This is a genomic window from Streptomyces sp. NPDC003011 (genome assembly GCF_053591515.1).
Genome location: NZ_JBSFTY010000011.1, coordinates 95,554 through 112,009, shown reverse-complemented (window position 1 = coordinate 112,009; position 16,456 = coordinate 95,554). Strand labels below are relative to the sequence as shown.

At 71.9% G+C, this 16,456-nt stretch carries 14 protein-coding genes and 1 pseudogene; 10 read left to right on the top strand and 5 right to left on the bottom strand.

Annotation, left to right across the window (positions count from 1 at the left end):
* Positions 1-84 precede the first annotated feature (84 nt).
* Positions 85-1,104 carry a carbohydrate kinase family protein gene (locus ACWD0J_RS08575; protein ID WP_451495007.1) on the bottom strand — a complete coding sequence of 340 codons (1,020 nt, stop codon included), beginning with the start codon at positions 1,102-1,104 and terminating at the stop codon, positions 85-87.
* Positions 1,105-1,244: 140 nt separating this feature from the next.
* Between ACWD0J_RS08575 and ACWD0J_RS08570 the strand changes: the two genes are divergently transcribed.
* The 3 genes from ACWD0J_RS08570 to ACWD0J_RS08560 are packed head-to-tail and all read left to right on the top strand — an operon-like array spanning position 1,245 to position 6,460.
* Positions 1,245-2,012, top strand: a complete 768-nt coding sequence (locus ACWD0J_RS08570; protein WP_451495006.1) for a DeoR/GlpR family DNA-binding transcription regulator — start codon at positions 1,245-1,247, stop codon at positions 2,010-2,012.
* Positions 2,009-3,346 (top strand): 6-phospho-beta-glucosidase, encoded by a 1,338-nt coding sequence (locus tag ACWD0J_RS08565; protein ID WP_451495005.1) that lies wholly within the window; start codon positions 2,009-2,011, stop codon positions 3,344-3,346. Before ACWD0J_RS08570 ends, ACWD0J_RS08565 begins: the two co-directional genes overlap by 4 nt.
* Before the next feature lie 57 nt (positions 3,347-3,403).
* Positions 3,404-6,460 (top strand): alpha-mannosidase, encoded by a 3,057-nt coding sequence (locus ACWD0J_RS08560; protein WP_451495004.1) that lies wholly within the window; start codon positions 3,404-3,406, stop codon positions 6,458-6,460.
* A gap of 175 nt (positions 6,461-6,635) precedes the next feature.
* Here the strand turns inward: ACWD0J_RS08560 and ACWD0J_RS08555 are convergent, their stop codons facing one another.
* Complete coding sequence (locus ACWD0J_RS08555; RefSeq protein ID WP_451495003.1) at positions 6,636-7,835, bottom strand: ATP-grasp domain-containing protein; 1,200 nt, start codon at positions 7,833-7,835, stop codon at positions 6,636-6,638.
* 344 nt (positions 7,836-8,179) lie between these two features.
* On the opposite strand from ACWD0J_RS08555, the gene ACWD0J_RS08550 reads away from it, so the two are divergent.
* Both ACWD0J_RS08550 and ACWD0J_RS08545 read left to right on the top strand, forming a co-directional pair.
* Positions 8,180-9,040, top strand: coding sequence for a metallophosphoesterase family protein (locus tag ACWD0J_RS08550; protein ID WP_451495002.1), 861 nt, complete (start codon positions 8,180-8,182; stop codon positions 9,038-9,040).
* Entirely contained in the window at positions 9,037-9,717 is a 681-nt protein-coding gene (locus ACWD0J_RS08545; RefSeq protein ID WP_451495001.1) for a 4'-phosphopantetheinyl transferase family protein, read from the top strand. The genes ACWD0J_RS08550 and ACWD0J_RS08545 overlap by 4 nt, the downstream gene beginning before the upstream one ends.
* Positions 9,718-9,775: 58 nt before the next feature.
* On the opposite strand, the gene ACWD0J_RS08540 is transcribed toward ACWD0J_RS08545, so the two are convergent.
* Positions 9,776-10,015: a hypothetical protein gene (locus ACWD0J_RS08540; protein ID WP_451495000.1), complete on the bottom strand. Its 240-nt coding sequence runs from the start codon at positions 10,013-10,015 to the stop codon at positions 9,776-9,778.
* A gap of 236 nt (positions 10,016-10,251) precedes the next feature.
* Here ACWD0J_RS08540 and ACWD0J_RS08535 point away from each other — a divergent pair, with 236 nt between their 5' ends.
* Positions 10,252-11,295, top strand: a complete 1,044-nt coding sequence (locus ACWD0J_RS08535; protein ID WP_451494999.1) for an alpha/beta fold hydrolase — start codon at positions 10,252-10,254, stop codon at positions 11,293-11,295.
* A 36-nt stretch (positions 11,296-11,331) separates the two neighbouring features.
* On the opposite strand, the gene ACWD0J_RS08530 is transcribed toward ACWD0J_RS08535, so the two are convergent.
* Both ACWD0J_RS08530 and ACWD0J_RS08525 read right to left on the bottom strand, forming a co-directional pair.
* The gene (locus ACWD0J_RS08530) at positions 11,332-11,862 is read right to left on the bottom strand and encodes a toxin-antitoxin system, toxin component (RefSeq protein WP_451495032.1); all 531 of its coding nucleotides are present in this window, start codon (positions 11,860-11,862) and stop codon (positions 11,332-11,334) included.
* Between the two features lie 32 nt (positions 11,863-11,894).
* A complete protein-coding gene (locus ACWD0J_RS08525) occupies positions 11,895-12,545 on the bottom strand; it encodes a helix-turn-helix domain-containing protein (protein WP_451494998.1) in 651 nt (216 codons plus the stop codon).
* Positions 12,546-12,771: 226 nt separating this feature from the next.
* Here ACWD0J_RS08525 and ACWD0J_RS08520 point away from each other — a divergent pair, with 226 nt between their 5' ends.
* The 4 genes and pseudogenes from ACWD0J_RS08520 to ACWD0J_RS08505 all read left to right on the top strand — a co-directional run bounded on the left by ACWD0J_RS08520 (position 12,772) and on the right by ACWD0J_RS08505 (position 16,455).
* Entirely contained in the window at positions 12,772-13,443 is a 672-nt protein-coding gene (locus ACWD0J_RS08520) for an MmyB family transcriptional regulator (protein ID WP_451494997.1), read from the top strand.
* Positions 13,444-13,555: 112 nt separating this feature from the next.
* A pseudogene (locus ACWD0J_RS08515) lies at positions 13,556-13,942 on the top strand (GntR family transcriptional regulator); the annotation flags it as partial.
* A 63-nt stretch (positions 13,943-14,005) separates the two neighbouring features.
* A complete protein-coding gene (locus ACWD0J_RS08510) occupies positions 14,006-15,004 on the top strand; it encodes a LacI family DNA-binding transcriptional regulator (protein ID WP_451494996.1) in 999 nt (332 codons plus the stop codon).
* Between the two features lie 110 nt (positions 15,005-15,114).
* Positions 15,115-16,455, top strand: a complete 1,341-nt coding sequence (locus ACWD0J_RS08505) for an ABC transporter substrate-binding protein (protein ID WP_451494995.1) — start codon at positions 15,115-15,117, stop codon at positions 16,453-16,455.
* Position 16,456: the final 1 nt, after the last annotated feature.

Sequence of the window (16,456 nt, the reverse complement as noted above, 5' to 3'; positions counted from 1 at the left end):
GGTGCAGGTGCGTGGGGGCAGTGCCGCGTAGAGGGCTGTGCTGCCGTGGGGGCGGTCGGCGCAGGGGCAGTGCCCCCGCTGGGGTCAGTACTGCCGTGCGGGCGGCGTGACGGGGGCGTGCCGCACGGGAGGGCCGGGGTCCTGAGGCAGCCGCTCCGCCAGGAAGCCGTACGTCCGCCGCAGCCCGGGGTCCGTCAGGGAGCGCCACCAGCGGTCGACGCCGTACCAGCCGGGGGCCGCCGGCGCGCCCCCGTGATGCTGTACGGACAACCCGGCGGCCAGGACCGCGAACCGCAGCCGTTGCTCCAGCGGCCAGCCGCCGAGCGAGGCCGCGACGAAGCTCGCGGCGAAGACGTCCCCGGCGCCCGTCGCGTCCAGGACGTCGACGTCGAGCGCCGGGACGTCGGCGTACTCGCCGGTCGTCTGGTCGACGGCGACGGCACCGTCCCCGCCCCGCGTGACCACGGCCACCGGCACCAGCTCGGAGAGCGTGCCGAGGGCCGCGACCGCGCTGTCGGTGCGGGTGTAGGCCATCGCCTCGGTCTCGTTCGGGAGGAAGGCGTGACACAGGGAGAGCTGGTCCAGCAGGCCGGTGGACCACTGCCGGGTGGGGTCCCAGCCGACGTCGGCGTAGATCCGCGTGCCGTTCGCGGCGGCCTTGGCGAGCCAGGCGCGCGGTTCGGCCTCGAGGTGGACGAGGGCCGTCAGCGCCTCGGGCGGGTCGCCCATCAGCGCGTCCTGCGAGTACGGCGGTTCCTGGCCGTGGGTGACCAGGGCCCGGTCGCTCCCGTGGGCGAGCGCGACGGTGACCGGGGTGTGCCAGCCGTCGGCGACGCGGGAGAGCGAGAGGTCGACGCCTTCCTGGCCGGCCAGGATCTCCTGGCAGTACGCACCGTAGAAGTCGTCGCCGAAGACCGTGGCCAGGGAGGTGCTCAGACCGAAGCGGGAGGCGGCGACGGCCAGGTTGGCGATGCCGCCCGGGCCGCAGCCCATACCGGCCGTCCAGATCTCCTCGCCGGGCGTCGGCTGCCCGCCCAGACCCGTGAGGACGAGGTCGTAGAAGAGCAGCCCGGTCAGCAGCACCTGAGGCTGGTCGGCGTCCACGCGCACATCCTCTCGTCGGGAGAGCTCGTCAAAACTCTTCATTTCGGTGACCGGAATCGTGCGCTGCTCGGTGAGATTGGTCAATACCCGAGCAGACCTGAGCATGGAAATGATTGAAGATGACGAGTAGTGTTCGCCGTGTGCTGGCAGAACGACGACACCAACTCATCCTGCGGGCCCTGCGCTCCGGCGGCCCCGCAGCCGTGACCGATCTCTCCGAGCAGCTGGGCGTGAGCCCCGCCACGGTCCGGCGTGACCTGGTCAAACTGGAGGAGGACGGCCTGCTGACGCGGGTGCACGGCGGCGCCGTGGTCGACGAGGGCGATCAGCCCTTCGACGAGGTCGCCGAGGTGCGGGTGGCGGAGAAGGACGCCATCGCCGCGCGCGCCGCCGCCATGGTCGCCGACGGCCAGTCGGTGCTCCTGGACATCGGCACCACCGCCTACCGCCTGGCCCGGCAGCTGCACGGCCGCCGGCTCACCGTGATCACCAGCAACCTGGTGGTCTACGAGGAGCTCGCCGACGACGAGGGCATCGAGCTGGTGCTGCTCGGCGGCATGGTCCGCCGCGAGTACCGCTCCCTGGTGGGCTTCCTCACCGAGGACAACCTGCGCCAGCTGCACGCCGACTGGCTCTTCCTCGGCACCAGCGGAGTGCGCCCGGGCGGGCAGGTGATGGACACGACCGTCGTCGAGGTCCCGGTGAAACGAGCCATGATCGACGCCGGTGACAAGGTCGTCCTGCTCGCCGACTCGGCGAAGTTCCCGGGTACGGGCATGGCGAAGGTCTGCGGTCCCGAGGACCTGGACGTGGTGGTGACCGACGCGCCGGTGAACCCGGCGACGCGGGCCTCCCTGGAGGAGGCCGGTGTCGACGTGGTGCTGGCAGGAAAGGCAGGGGCAGCGTGAAGCTGACGATTCTGGGCGGCGGCGGATTCCGGGTGCCACTCGTGTACGGGGCGCTGCTGGCGGACCGGGCCGAAGGCCGGGTCACCGACGTCGTTCTGCACGATCTGGACGACAGCCGACTGTATGCGGTCGCCCGTGTACTGCATGAGCAGGCGGCCGACGTGCCCGACGCCCCCCGGGTGACCGTCACCACCGACCTGGACGAGGCGCTGCGCGGCGCCGACTTCATCTTCTCCGCCATCCGCGTGGGAGGCCTGGAGGGCCGGGCGAACGACGAGCGGGTGGCGCTGGCCGAAGGGGTCCTCGGCCAGGAGACGGTCGGCGCGGGAGGCATCGCGTACGGCCTGCGGACCGTGCCGGTGGCGGTGGACATCGCCCGGCGGGTGGCCCGCCTCGCCCCCGACGCCTGGGTCATCAACTTCACCAACCCGGCGGGACTGGTCACCGAGGCCATGTCCCGTCACCTCGGCGACCGCGTCATCGGCATCTGTGACTCCCCGGTCGGCCTCGGCCGCCGGATCGCCCGCGTCCTCGGCGCGAACCCGCGGGAGGCGTGGATCGACTACGTCGGTCTCAACCACCTCGGCTGGGTCCGCGGCCTGCGCGTCGCCGGCCGGGACGAGCTCCCGCGCCTGCTCGCCGACCCCGAACTGCTCGGCTCCTTCGAGGAGGGCAAGCTCTTCGGCGTGGACTGGCTCCGGTCCCTCGGCGCGATCCCGAACGAGTACCTGCACTACTACTACTTCAACCGCGAGACCGTCCGCGCCTACCAGCAGGCCGAGAAGACCCGCGGCGCCTTCCTGGCCGACCAGCAGGCCCGCTTCTACGAGGAGATGCGCCGCCCCGGCGCCGCGGCCCTGACCGCCTGGGACCGCACCCGCGCCGAGCGGGAGGCCACGTACATGTCCGAGAACCGTCAGACGGCGGGCGCCGGCGAGCGCGACGCCGACGACCTGTCCGGCGGCTACGAGAAGGTGGCCCTCGCCCTGATGCGGGCCATCGCCCGCGACGAGCGCACCACCCTGATCCTCAACGTGCGCAACCAGGGCACCCTCTCGGTGCTCGACCCGGACGCCGTCATCGAGGTGCCCTGCCTGGTCGACGCCAACGGCGCCCACCCGGTCGCTGTCGCCCCGCTGCCGGACCACGCCACCGGCCTGGTCTGCGCGGTCAAGGCGGTCGAGCGCGAGGTGCTGGCCGCCGCCGAGTCCGGCTCGCGCGCGACGGCCGTGAAGGCCTTCGCGCTGCACCCGCTGGTCGACTCCGTGAACGTGGCCCGTCGGCTGGTCGACGGCTACACCGACGTCCATCCCGGCCTGGCGTACCTTGAGTAGGCGCTCTCGGTAAGCGCTTTCCCCCCTTCTGGCTTCCCCGGTTTCCTGGAGATCCTCATGCACGACGAACGCCGCCGGATCGAGGAGCGCGTCGAGCGCGTCCACACCCAGCGCATCAAGCCCGCGATCTACGCGGCCACCGTCCCCTTCGAGGTGGAGGCCTGGCAGGCGCCGGGTGAGCCGGTCCCCTTCGCCGAGGCCGCCGCCGCGGCCTACGAGCCCTTCGCGATGGACACCCCGTGGGGGCCGCCCTGGGGCACCACCTGGTTCCGGATGCGCGGACAGGTGCCCGCCGCGTGGGCCGGCCGGCGCGTCGAGGCGGTCATCGACCTCGGCTTCGTGGGCGACTGGCCGGGCAACCAGGCCGAGGCGCTGGTCCACCTGACCGACGGGACACCGCTGAAGGCGGTCAACCCGCTCAACCAGTACGTGCCGATCGCCAACCCGGCGACCGGCGGCGAGGTGATCGACTATCTCGTCGAGGCGGCGTCGAACCCCGACATCCTGGCGAACGGCTTCACGGCACCGACCCCGCTCGGCGATGTACTGACCGCAGGCGACCGTCCACTGTATACATTCCAGCGCGCCGACATCGCCGTGCTGGACGAGCAGGTCTGGCACCTCGACCTGGACCTCCAGGTGCTGCGCGAGCTCATGGTCCACCTCGGCGAGCACGAGCCGCGCCGCCACGAGATCATGCACGCCCTGGACCGGGCCATGGACGCCCTGGACCTGGACGACGTCTCCGGCAGCGCCCCGGCCGTCCGCGAGGTGCTCGCGCCGGTCCTGGCGCGGCCCGCCCACGCCAGCGCCCACACGATCTCCGGTGTCGGCCACGCGCACATCGACTCCGCCTGGCTGTGGCCGATCCGCGAGACCAAGCGCAAGACGTCCCGCACCTTCTCCAACGTGACATCGCTGGCCGACGAGTACGACGACTTCATCTTCGCCTGCTCGCAGGCCCAGCAGTACGAGTGGGTGCGCGACCACTACCCCCACGTGTGGGCCCGCATCCAGGACTCGGTGAGGAAGGGCCAGTGGGCGCCGGTCGGCGGCATGTGGGTGGAGGCCGACGGCAACCTGCCCGGCGGCGAGGCCATCGCCCGCCAGCTGATCCACGGCAAGCGCTTCTTCATCGAGCACTTCGGCGTCGAGACCAAGGGCGTCTGGCTGCCGGACTCCTTCGGCTACACCGCCGCCTACCCGCAGCTCGCCAAGCTCGCCGGCAACGAGTGGTTCCTGACCCAGAAGATCTCCTGGAACCAGACCAACAAGTTCCCGCACCACACCTTCTGGTGGGAGGGCATCGACGGCACCCGCATCTTCACCCATTTCCCGCCGGTCGACACCTACAACGCCCGCTTCAGCGGCGAGGAGATGGATCGCGCGGTCCGCAACTACCGGGAGAAGGGCGGCGGTTCGCGCTCCCTCGCCCCCTTCGGCTGGGGCGACGGCGGCGGTGGTCCCACCCGCGAGATCATGGAACGCGCGCGCCGGCTCGCGGACCTGGAGGGTTCGCCCAAGGTCGTGGTGGAACACCCCGACGACTTCTTCGCCAAGGCCCGCGAGGAGTACCCGGACGCCCCGGTCTGGAACGGCGAGCTCTACCTGGAGCTGCACCGCGCCACCTACACCTCCCAGGCCCGCACCAAGCAGGGCAACCGGCGCAGCGAACACAAGCTCCGCGAGGCCGAGTTGTGGGCGACGACGGCGGCGCTGCACGCGCCGGGCTACGCCTACCCGTACGAGAAGCTCGACCGCCTGTGGAAGACGGTCCTGCTGCACCAGTTCCACGACATCCTGCCGGGGTCGTCGATCGCCTGGGTGCACCGCGAGGCGGAGGCCGAATACGCCCGGGTCGCCGAGGAACTGGAGACGCTGACGGCTCAGGCGGTCGCCGCGCTGGGCGCCGGGGGCACCCGGGTGTTCAACACGAGCCCGTTCGACCGCGCCGAGGTGGTCCGTACGGCCGACGGCGCACCGGCGTACGTGGAGGTGCCCGCGAACGGCAGCGGGCCCCTGACCGGCGCCCAGCCCCCGCAGCCGGTGACGGCCGAGGGACGGGTCCTCGACAACGGGCTCATCCGCGTCGAGGTGGCCGAAGACGGCACATTGTCCTCTGTCTACGATCTGCGGTCGGACCGCGAAGTGCTCGCCGACAAGGGCAACCTGCTCCGCCTGCACACCGACCTGCCGAACTACTGGGACGCCTGGGACATCGACAAGCACTACAAGAACCGCTACACCGACCTGCTGGAAGCGGAGTCGGTGGCCGTCGTCGAATCGGACCCGCTCATCGGCGCGATCCGCGTCACGCGCTCCTTCGGCAAGGGCTCGACGATCACGCAGACCGTCACGGTCCGCGCGGGCAGCCCCCGCGTCGACTTCGAGACCGACATCGACTGGCACGAGGCCGAGAAGATCCTCAAGGCCGGCTTCCCGGTGGACGTCCGGGCCGCGCACTCCTCCGCGGAGATCCAGTTCGGGCACGTCCAGCGGCCCACCCACACCAACACCAGCTGGGAGGCGGCCCGTTTCGAGGTCTCCGGCCACCGCTGGGTGCACATCGCCGAGCCCGGCTACGGCGTCGCGGTCATCAACGACTCGACGTACGGCCACGACGTCACCCGCACGGTCCGCGAGGACGGCGGTACGACCACCTCGGTCCACCTCAGCCTGGTGCGCGCCCCGCGCATCCCGGACCCCGAGGCGGACCAGGGCCGGCACCGGTTCACGTACTCGCTGCTCCCCGGCGCGAGCATCGAGGACGCGGTCGCCGAGGGCTACTCCCTGAACCTGCCGCTGCGCGTGGCGGATGCGGCCGGGGCCCCCGAGCCGGTCGTCTCGGTGGACGGCGCGGGCGTGACCGTCGAGGCGGTCAAGCTCGCCGACGACGCGTCGGGCGACGTGGTCGTGCGGCTGTACGAGTCGCGTGGCGGCCGCGCCCGGGGCGTGCTGCGCACCGGATTCCCGCTCGCCGGTGCCCAGGTCACCGACCTGCTGGAGCGGCCGCTGGAGGACGCTGAAGCGGACGGCGACGGCGCGGTCGCGGTCTCGCTGCGTCCCTTCCAGATCCTGACGCTCCGCCTGCGGCGCGGCACCACCGGCCGATAGAGCCGGAACGGGGGCGGGGCGCGCCCGGCGTGCCCCGCCCCCTACCCAGGGGCTCAGGCTCGGGCGGACGGTTCCGCCGCCGAGCCGTCGTACACCGCCCCGCGCGCCTGTGACGTCGCGCGGCCGGCCGCGCCCCCGGCAGTCGTCAGTCGTCAGTCATCAGTCGGCGGATGGCCTACAGCGGCAGCACCTGGGTCGAAGCCCCGACGGAGTCGGTCTTCCTGCCGGCATCGGCCTCTCCGACGGAGCCGACCTCCCGCACGGAGCCGACCTCCCGCACGGCGTCCACCGGTGTCCGCTCCACCGCCGGCGGCAACGGTTCGGCGTCCTCCGTCCGCTGGTGCGGGATCGAGGCGGCCCGCAGCGGCCGCAGCCCCGACACCACCGTGTAGTCCTGGCCCAGGAACGGCGGAGTGATCTCCCCCGGGTCCTCGCCGAGCGCCAACTGCACCGCCGCCCAGGGGGCGTTGACCCCGCACAGCGACAGCTGGTGCAGCCCGCCCGCCGGACGCGTGTTGACGTCCATCAGCACCGGCGTCTCACCGAGCATCCGGAACTGGATGTTGGACAGGTAGTGCAGCCCGAAGCCCTCGGCGATCCGCCGGGCCGGCTCCAGCCACTGCTCGGCGAGCGTGAACCCGCGGCGGCGGCCGTTCTTGGTGCGGCCGATGGCCAGCCGGATCCGGTTGTCGGGCCCGGTGAGGCAGTCCACCGACACCTCCGGCTGCTCCAGCCGCGGCATGACCAGCCAGTCCACCGGCTCCTCGGCCTGCTTCAGCGCTTCCAGCACCAGGTCGAGCGGGACGTACGGACTCGGGAAACCGTTGAGCTGCGCGAGCGCGAAGGGGGTGCGCGTGATGACACGGAAGCCCACCCCGCCCGCACCGGACGCCGGCTTGAAGCACGCCTTGTGGCCGCCCGCCTCCAACTCCTCGACCGCGGACAGCAGTTCGTCGGCGGACCGCACCCGCCACCACGACGGCACCGGCACCCCGATCGCCTGGACGGCCTCGTAGGCGATCACCTTGTCGTGGAAGACGGCCACGGCCTGGGGCGGCGGCGCCAGCAGCGCCGTACCGGCCGCCTCGAACTCGGCGCGGTGCGCCACGATCGCCGACTGGTGCAGCCGGGGTACGAACACGTCGATGCCACGCCGTACGCACTGGTCCAGCGCGTACTCGACGTACGCGGCCGGGGACAGGCCCTCCGGCTCCAGGTCGGCGGTGTCGGCGGCGGCCAGCACGGGGGAGTCGGCGTCGCCGTGCGTCGCATGGATCTCGACGGCGCGGTCGCTGGGATTTCTCCGCAGCTGATCCATGAAGAACACGTTCTCCGCGTACGTGCGGTTGAGCCAGACGCGTACGCGAGAGACCATGCAGGCCGCCTTTCGTGGTTCACGGGCAGGGCGGAGCACGCCCGTGCCCGGGCAGGGTGGTGGGAGGTACACCGAACCGCCCCGTGCGAGGGACGTGCATGGCGGTGGGTGTTGGGGCGATCATACGGCTTCCGAGGGGCACCTCGTGCAACGCGCGTGTTACGGATTATCCGATCATGCTCACTTTGATCCCGGAACCCGGGGCGGAGCGTCGCCGCAGGCCCGCGGCGCGCGGCTAAGAGCCCCCGTCCGCACCCGAAGATCGGCCGACGCGATCCACCCTTGTCCTCGGGGCCGGGGATGTGGTCTCGTGGTCGCATTCGCGAGCTCGGAGGGGGCGAGAGGTGACGTCGACGGTCGGTGGTGCCGGACGGTTGCTGGCCGTCAGCGACCTGCACATCGGCTACGAGGAGAACCGCGCGCTGGTCGAACGGATGCGGCCGGAGACCGATGACGACTGGCTGCTCGTGGCCGGCGACGTCGCGGAGACCACGGCCGACATCCGCTGGGCCCTCAAGACGCTCGCGGGCCGCTTCCGCAAGGTCGTCTGGGCCCCCGGCAACCACGAACTGTGGACCCACCCCAAGGACACCGTCACGTTGCGCGGAGCCGCCCGCTACGACCACCTCGTCGACCTGTGCCGGGACCTCGGCGTGACGACCCCCGAGGACCCCTACCCCGTCTGGAACGGCCCCGGCGGCCCGGTCGCCGTGGCCCCGCTGTTCCTGCTGTACGACTACTCCTTCCTGCCGGCCGGCTGCTCGACCAAGGAGGAGGGACTGGCGTACGCGCACGGCACCGGGATCGTCTGCAACGACGAGTTCCTGCTGCACCCCGACCCCTACCCGACCCGCGAGGCCTGGTGCCGGGCCCGGGTCGCCGAGACCGAACGCCGGCTCGCCGCGATCCCCGGCCACCTGCCCACCGTCCTCGTCAACCACTACCCGCTGGACCGGCACCCGACGGACGTCCTGTGGCACCCGGAGTTCGCCATGTGGTGCGGCACCCGCCTCACCGCCGACTGGCACCGCAGGTTCCGCGTCGAGACGATGGTCTACGGCCATCTCCACATCCCCCGTACCACCTGGCACGAGGGTGTCCGCTTCGAGGAGGTGTCGGTGGGCTACCCGCGCGAGTGGCGCAAGCGCCCCGGGCCGCCGGGGCGGCTGCGCCGCATCGCGCCGAGGGAGGCCGCGGCCCGGTGATCGAGGAACTGCTGCCCGGACCGGTGGTGACCGTCGAGGCGTACGGCCACGACGTGTCCGAGGACACCCGCCTGTACCCGGAGGAGGAGGCCGTCGTGGCCCAGGCGGTCGGCAAGCGGCGGCGCGAGTTCGCCGCCGTACGCTCCTGCGCCCGCCGGGCCATGGAGAAACTCGGCGTGCCGCCGCAGCCCGTGCTGCCCGGGGAACGCGGCGCTCCCCGGTGGCCGGAAGGCCTGACCGGCAGCATGACCCACTGCGCGGGATACTGCGCCGCCGCGCTGGTCCGCGTCGGTGACCTCGCCTCCCTCGGCATCGACGCGGAACCCGACGGACCGCTCCCGGAGGGCGTCCTGGGCGCCGTCGCGCTGCCCGCGGAACAGCAGCGCCTGCTCCGGCTCACCCGGGATCACCCCGGGGCCCACTGGGACCGGCTCCTGTTCAGCGCCAAGGAGTCCGTCTACAAGGCGTGGTTCCCCCTCACCGGGCGGTGGCTCGACTTCTCCGAGGCCGACATCGAGATCCTCGTCGACCCCGGAGAGCGGCTGCACGGCACCTTCCGCGCCGAACTCCTCGTCCCCGGCCCGGTGGTGGGCGGCCGACGGCTCGGGCACTTCGACGGCCGCTGGACCGTCGGGCCCGGACTGGTGGCCACGTCCGTCACCGTGCCGCACGACTGACGTACGGCACGACGCGGCACGACGCGGCACGACGCGGCGCGGCGCGGGATGCGCGGGGCTACGGCTCCGGCGGGCACCAGCTGTGCAGCAGGCGGAAGAACTCCCCCTCGTTGCCCGCGAGTCCGGCCTCCGCCAGCGCCCGTTCCGCCTCGGCGAGCACGGCGGGCGGGACGACGGGTGGCCGGCCGGACCCGGGCGGGCCGGACTCCGCGTCGAACGCGGCACGGACGGTGTGCAGCAGCCGCAGATAGGCCTGGACGGCGGTGCGCTCGCGATCGGTCAGTACGGCGGTGTGCATCGGGCGGCTCTCCCCAGGTCGTGGTCGTCGGTCACGCCGGCGGCGCGTACGCCCCCGTACGGCGGCGCATGTCCAGCTTGCCGCCCACCACTGACAATCCGGTTCCGCCGCACGCCGGTTCGCCCGCTTAGCGGAGGCGAAACCTCGCCGAAACCCCCTGGGGGAATGCGGCTCTACGCTGGAACGAAGCGCTTTCGGCCGCTCTTTCGCGGCCCACCGGAACAGGAGGCGAGCACGTGGTCGACGCTCCCCGGCGGTGCCCGGCGCGCACCGTACGGCTGCGCTCGGTGAGCGAGGCGGAACTCCAGCTCCGGTACCGCGTGGTGCACGGATACCGCCGCGCGTTCCGGATGGCCGGCGAGGGCCCGCCCCTGGTGCTCATCCACGGCATCGGCGACTCCTCCGCCACCTGGGCCCGCCTGATCCCCGACCTCGCCCGCAGCCACACCGTCATCGCCCCCGACCTCCTCGGCCACGGCGCCTCCGACAAGCCGCGCGCCGACTACTCGGTGGCCGCCTACGCCAACGGCGTGCGCGATCTGCTCACCACGCTCGGCATCGAGTCCGCGACCCTTCTCGGCCACTCCCTGGGCGGCGGCGTGGCCATGCAGTTCGCCTACCAGTTCCCCGAACGCACCGAGCGGCTCGTCCTGGTCAGCGCGGGCGGAGTGGGCCGCGAGGTCAACCCCGTGCTGCGGCTGGTCTCGCTGCCCGGCGCCCACCTCATGCTGTCCGCGCTGCGACTTCCCGGTATGCGGCTCCAGGTCGGCCTCGCCGTGCGGATGATGAGGCTCCTCGACACCGATCTCGGCCAGGACGCCGCCGAGTTGCTCACCCTCGTGGACGCGCTGCCCGACGAGACCGCCCGCAACGCCTTCATCCGCACCCTGCGCGCCGTCGTCGACTGGCGCGGCCAGGTCGTCACGATGCTCGACCGCTGCTATCTCACCGAGGGGATGCCGACCATGCTGCTGTGGGGCGACCGGGACAGCGTGGTGCCCGTACGGCACGCGTCCGGCGCGCACGAGGCGATGCCGGGCAGCCGGCTGGAGATCTTCGAGGGCGCGGGCCACTTCCCGTTCCACAGCGACCCGGCCCGCTTCGTCTCCCTCGTCGAGGAGTTCACCGCCACCACGACCCCGGCGCACTGGAGCCGCGAGCACTGGCGCGACCTCCTGTGCGAGGGCCGCCCCGGCACCACCGCCGGCCATCCCGACAGCGCCCGCAACCGCGCGAAGGAACGCGACCGGCGGGAGGCGAGCGAGCGCAGCGCGACGTGAGACGGCTCGGTCACCAGGGCCCGGCTTCGGCCGGCTTCAGCCCTGCGGCCCCAGATAGCCCAGGGACGCCTCGATCCGGCCCGCCAGGTGATCGCGCGGGACCGGCCCCCGCAACGACGAACCCGCCAGCCAGGTACGGCACTTGCTCGCCAGCAGCAGGCCGAAGGTCTCGGCCTCCTTCTCGTCGGCCAGGTCGAAACGGTCGCGCGCGGCGACCTTCCGGACGGTCGCCCCGAGGTCCGCCTCGTCGTGCAGCAGACGGGCGGCGACCGCGGCCCCCTCGACGTGGTGACCGCAGTGCCCGGCCTTCATGTGCCACAGCTCGTGGCCGAGGATCACCAACTGATGGTCGGGAGCGGTGCGTTCCTCGATCACGACGAGGTCCTGGTCGGCCATGTCGAGCCACAGCCCGCTGGCGGTGCCGGGCGGGAAGGCGGCGGTCCGGAAGAGGACGGGACGGCCGCGGCGTCTGCTCATCGCGCCGCACAGCGCCCCGTACAGGTCGGCGGGGAGCGCCGGTGCGGGGAGGGACAGCTCTTCCACCAACTCGCCGCACAGGCGGCGCATGTCCTTGCCGATGCCCACAGTTCTCCCCCGGATCAGGACTCGGGCCGCTTGACGCTCTCCAGGAGCATGTCCAGCCACTCGGCGACCTTGTCCCGGTGCTGGTCGGTGGGCAACTGCGCGGCCCGCCAGGCGATCCCGCGGACACCGTGGTCCTGCAACAGCCGCTCCAGCGGGTCGCCGAGCGCCGCGGCCGCCTCCCGTTCGGCGAGCTTCTGCAGAAGCTCCTGCTCGGTGCGCTGGAGGGCCCCGGCGAGCGCCTCGGGGTCCTCGGCCGTGAGGAATCCGGCGTGCACCCGGAAGAAGCGCTGGATGGCGTCGCAGTGCTCCATCGTGGGACGCCGGTCGCCGTTGATGAGCGCCCCGGCCTGCTGCCGGGACATGCCCGCCCCGTCGGCGATCTCCTGCTGGGTGTACTTGCGCCCGTTGGGCTTGAGGCGGGTGCGCCGCAGCAGGTCCAGGCGCTGCAGGAACCGGGCCTGCACATCCGGTTCACCGGCGGGCCGGCCGCTCAGCAGGGCCTTGACCACGGGTTCCGGGACACCGGAGGCGACGGAGAGGCGGCCGGTGTCGAAGACCTCCGCGTGCGGTACGCCGAGCCGGTCGGCCAGTGCGGTGACACGGGCGACGACGGCCGACAGCACAGCCGACGCCGCGTCGCCGGGACCCTCGAAGCCAACCGACACCGACAGATCTCCTACGTCTCTCTCACTGGCTTCTCACAGGCGATTGCCGTGAACTTCCCGGAGAGTAGCGGGTTGTTCGAACTCACATCCAGGTCTCGCCACAACTGTGGCCAATTTCAGCCGTCAACCGGCACGAAATGCCACGATAGTTGACACCGCTCGCGTCGGCGAAGCAGGATCAAGGGCGCCGCGTGAAGGCCGCAGAGGCAAGAGGGGTGACCTCCCGATGGCATATCAGGCAGGTGGGCAGCGGTCCGTACCGAGGCCCGTCCCCGACAGTCTTGAGGCCCAGGCGTATCTCCAGGACTACGCCACCCTCCTGGAAGCGGTCTCCTTCCCGTCCGTCGTCCTCGACCACCGCTGGGACGTCGTGCTCGCCAACACCGCTTTCGCGTCACTTTTCCGTGGTGTGGGCCCGCATCCGACGGCCATGCCGGGCGAGAACTTCCTCCGGTTCGTCCTGTTCCACCCCGACGCGAGCACGGTCCTCGCCGACCACGAGGCGCGCTGGTGCCTGCCGATGCTGGCGCACTTCGCCGCCGCCCTGGAGCGGCACGCCCACGACCACGCGCTGCTGGCCCTCCGGCGGGACATCGCCCAGGACCCGATCATGGAGGCCGCCTACCGGCAGGGCCTGCCGCACTGGATCCGCGCGGTCGGTGAGCGGGCTGTCGAGCACGACGGCGCGGTCCGCCCCCTGGTGCACCCCGACCCGCGCTGGGGCGCGACCGACTGCCGGGTCGTCGACGAGACCCCGCGGAGTCTGCGGGACATGGGCTACACCCGCCTGACGCTGGTCCTGCGCCCCGCGCGCCGCCCGGCATCCACGGCACGACGGACGGTGCGTCTGCGTCGTACGGCGGGTCACCTCAGCGTGGTGCCCGCCCCCGAGGCCTGACAGGCACCGTCGGCGTTCAGGTCGCCGACGGCGCCTTGTCAGCTCGTCCCGCTGTCCTGGTCCCTGACCTGGCCCCGCCCCCACCGGTCCCCTCGTCCCTCCCGCACCCGGCCGCGCCCTCGTCGAGATCCCGACCGTGGTGGACCTGGCCACGACCGCCGACCCGGTCTCGCTGGAGGCGCTGCGGCCGGCCGCCCGGGAGATCGTGCAGGCCGCCGTGGCCGGCGACCTCATCGCGTACGTCGAGGCCGACACCCGCTTCCACCTGGGGCTGCTCGCGCTGGCCGGCAACGCCCACCTCGTCGAGGTCGTCGGCGGCCTCCGCAAGCGCTCCCGCCTCTACGGCCTCACCGCCCTGCTGGAGACGGGCCGGCTGCTGGCCTCCGCCGAGGAACACCTCGAACTCCTCGACGCGCTGCTGGCCCGGGACGGCACCGCGGTTCGCGAGGTGATGACCCGGCACCTCGGTCACGTGCGCGGCCTGTGGGCAGCCCGGTAGAGGCAGGCGGGCCTCCTCGTCTTTACGCAAGCTGCTTGCGTTTCTTGCGCTATTCTTGCGCACATGACGCGACGACTTGCTGAGGTGGCGAAGAAGGTCGGGGTCAGCGAGGCCACGGTCAGCCGGGTGCTCAACGGCAAGCCCGGCGTCTCCGAGGCCACCCGGCAGTCGGTGCTGTCCGCCCTGGACGTCCTCGGCTACGAACGGCCCACGCAGCTGCGCGGGGAACGCGCCCGGCTGGTGGGCCTCGTGCTGCCCGAGTTGCAGAACCCGATCTTCCCGGCGTTCGCCGAGGTCATCGGCGGCGCCCTGGCCCAGCTCGGGCTGACGCCGGTGCTGTGCACGCAGACCAGGGGCGGGGTCTCCGAGGCCGACTACGTACGGCTGCTGCTGCAGCAGCAGGTCTCCGGAGTCGTCTTCGCCGGCGGCCTGTACGCGCAGGCCGACGCGCCGCACGACCACTACCGGCTGCTCGCCGACCGCAAGATCCCGGTCGTCCTGGTCAACGCCGCCATCGAACGTCTCGGCTTCCCGGGCGTGTCCTGCGACGACGCCGTCGCCGTGGAGCAGGCCTGGCGGCATCTGGCCTCGCTGGGGCACGAGCGGATCGGGCTGGTACTGGGCCCCGAGGACCACGTGCCGTCCGCCCGCAAACTGGCCGCCGCCCGGACGCTCGCCGAGGACCTCCCAGGCGCGCACGTCGCCCGCGCCATGTTCTCGATCGAGGGCGGACACGCGGCGGCGTCCCGGCTCATCGACCAGGGGGTCACCGGCATCATCTGCGCCAGCGACCCGCTCGCGCTGGGCGCGATCAGGGCCGCCCGGCGCAAGGGGTACGACGTCCCCTCGCGGGTGTCGGTCGTCGGCTACGACGACTCCGCGTTCATGAACTGCACGGAACCGCCCCTGACCACCGTCCGTCAGCCCATCGAAGCCATGGGCAGGGCGGCCGTCGAGATGCTGAACTCCCAGATCAACGGCGCTTCCGTGGCGCCCGAGGAGCTGCTCTTCGAGCCGGAGCTGGTGGTACGGGGCTCCACCGCGCAAGCCCCGCGCGACTGACAGCCGACCGATGGTCGATTAATTGCAATCTCTGCGCGACATCTTGCGGACCCCTGTTGCCGGTGCTTGAGTGTGCGGCGCCCACCGCTCCTGCCCAGAGGGGTCCACCCATGAGAAGCACCGGGTTCCGCCGTACGTTCGTCACGCTCAGCGTCTGTTGCCTCGCCCTCACCGCCTGCGGGGCGGACGACGACCCCGCGGACGGGAAGACCCGCATCACGGTCAACTGCATGCCGCCCAAGAGCGCCAAGGCCGACCGCGCGTTCTTCGAGGAGGACATCGCCGCTTTCGAGAAGCGGAACCCGGACATCGACGTCGTCCCGCACGACGCCTTCCCCTGCCAGGACCCGAAGACGTTCGACGCCAAACTCGCCGGCGGGCAGATGGAGGACGTCTTCTACACGTACTTCACGGACGCCCGGCACGTCGTCGACATCGGCCAGGCCGCCGATCTGACGCCGTACGTCAAGGAGCTGAAGAGCTACAGCAGCATCCAGAAGCAGCTGCGGGACGTGTACACGGTCGACGGCAAGGTCTACGGCATACCGCGTACCGGATACTCCATGGGGTTGATCTACAACCGCACACTGTTCGAGCGGGCCGGCCTCGACCCCGACCGGCCCCCGGCCACCTGGCCCGAGGTCCGGGCCGCCGCCAAGAAGATCGCCGCACTCGGCGAAGGCACCGTCGGCTACGCCGACTACAGCGCCCAGAACCAGGGCGGCTGGCACTTCACCGCCGAGCTCTACTCGCAGGGCGGCGACGTCGTCAGCCCCGACGGCGAGAAGGCCACCGTGGACACCCCCGAGGGCCGCGCGGTCCTGCGGAACCTGCACGACATGCGCTGGACCGACGACTCCATGGGCAGCAAGCAACTCCTGGTCATCAACGACGCCCAGCAGATGATGGGGTCCGGCAAGCTCGGCATGTACCTCGCCGCCCCCGACAACATCCCCATCCTGGTCAAGGAGAAGGGCGGCGACTACGAGGATCTCGCGCTCGCCCCGATGCCCGGCGGACAGGGCACGCTCATCGGCGGCGACGGCTACATGGTCGGCAAGAAGGCGAGCCCCGACCAGATCCGGGCCGGCCTCAAGTGGCTCGACCACATGTTCCTCACCCCCGGCGACGGCTTCCTCGGCGACTACGCGCGCGCCAAGAAGCACGACGCCCCCGTGGGCCTGCCCGAGCCGCGCCTGTTCACCGGCGCCGCGGACGCCAAGGACCAGCAGGTCAAGAACGCCCACGCCAACGTGCCCGTGGAGAACTACCAGGCCTTCCTCGACGGCAACCAGAGCCTCGACATGAAGATCGAGCCGCCGCACGCGCAGCAGATCTACTCCGTCCTCGACGGGGTCGTCTCCGCCGTCCTCACCAAGAAGGACGCCGACATCGACCGGCTCCTCAAGGACGCCTCCGGCAAGATCGACAGCATCCTGGCCCGGAGCTGAC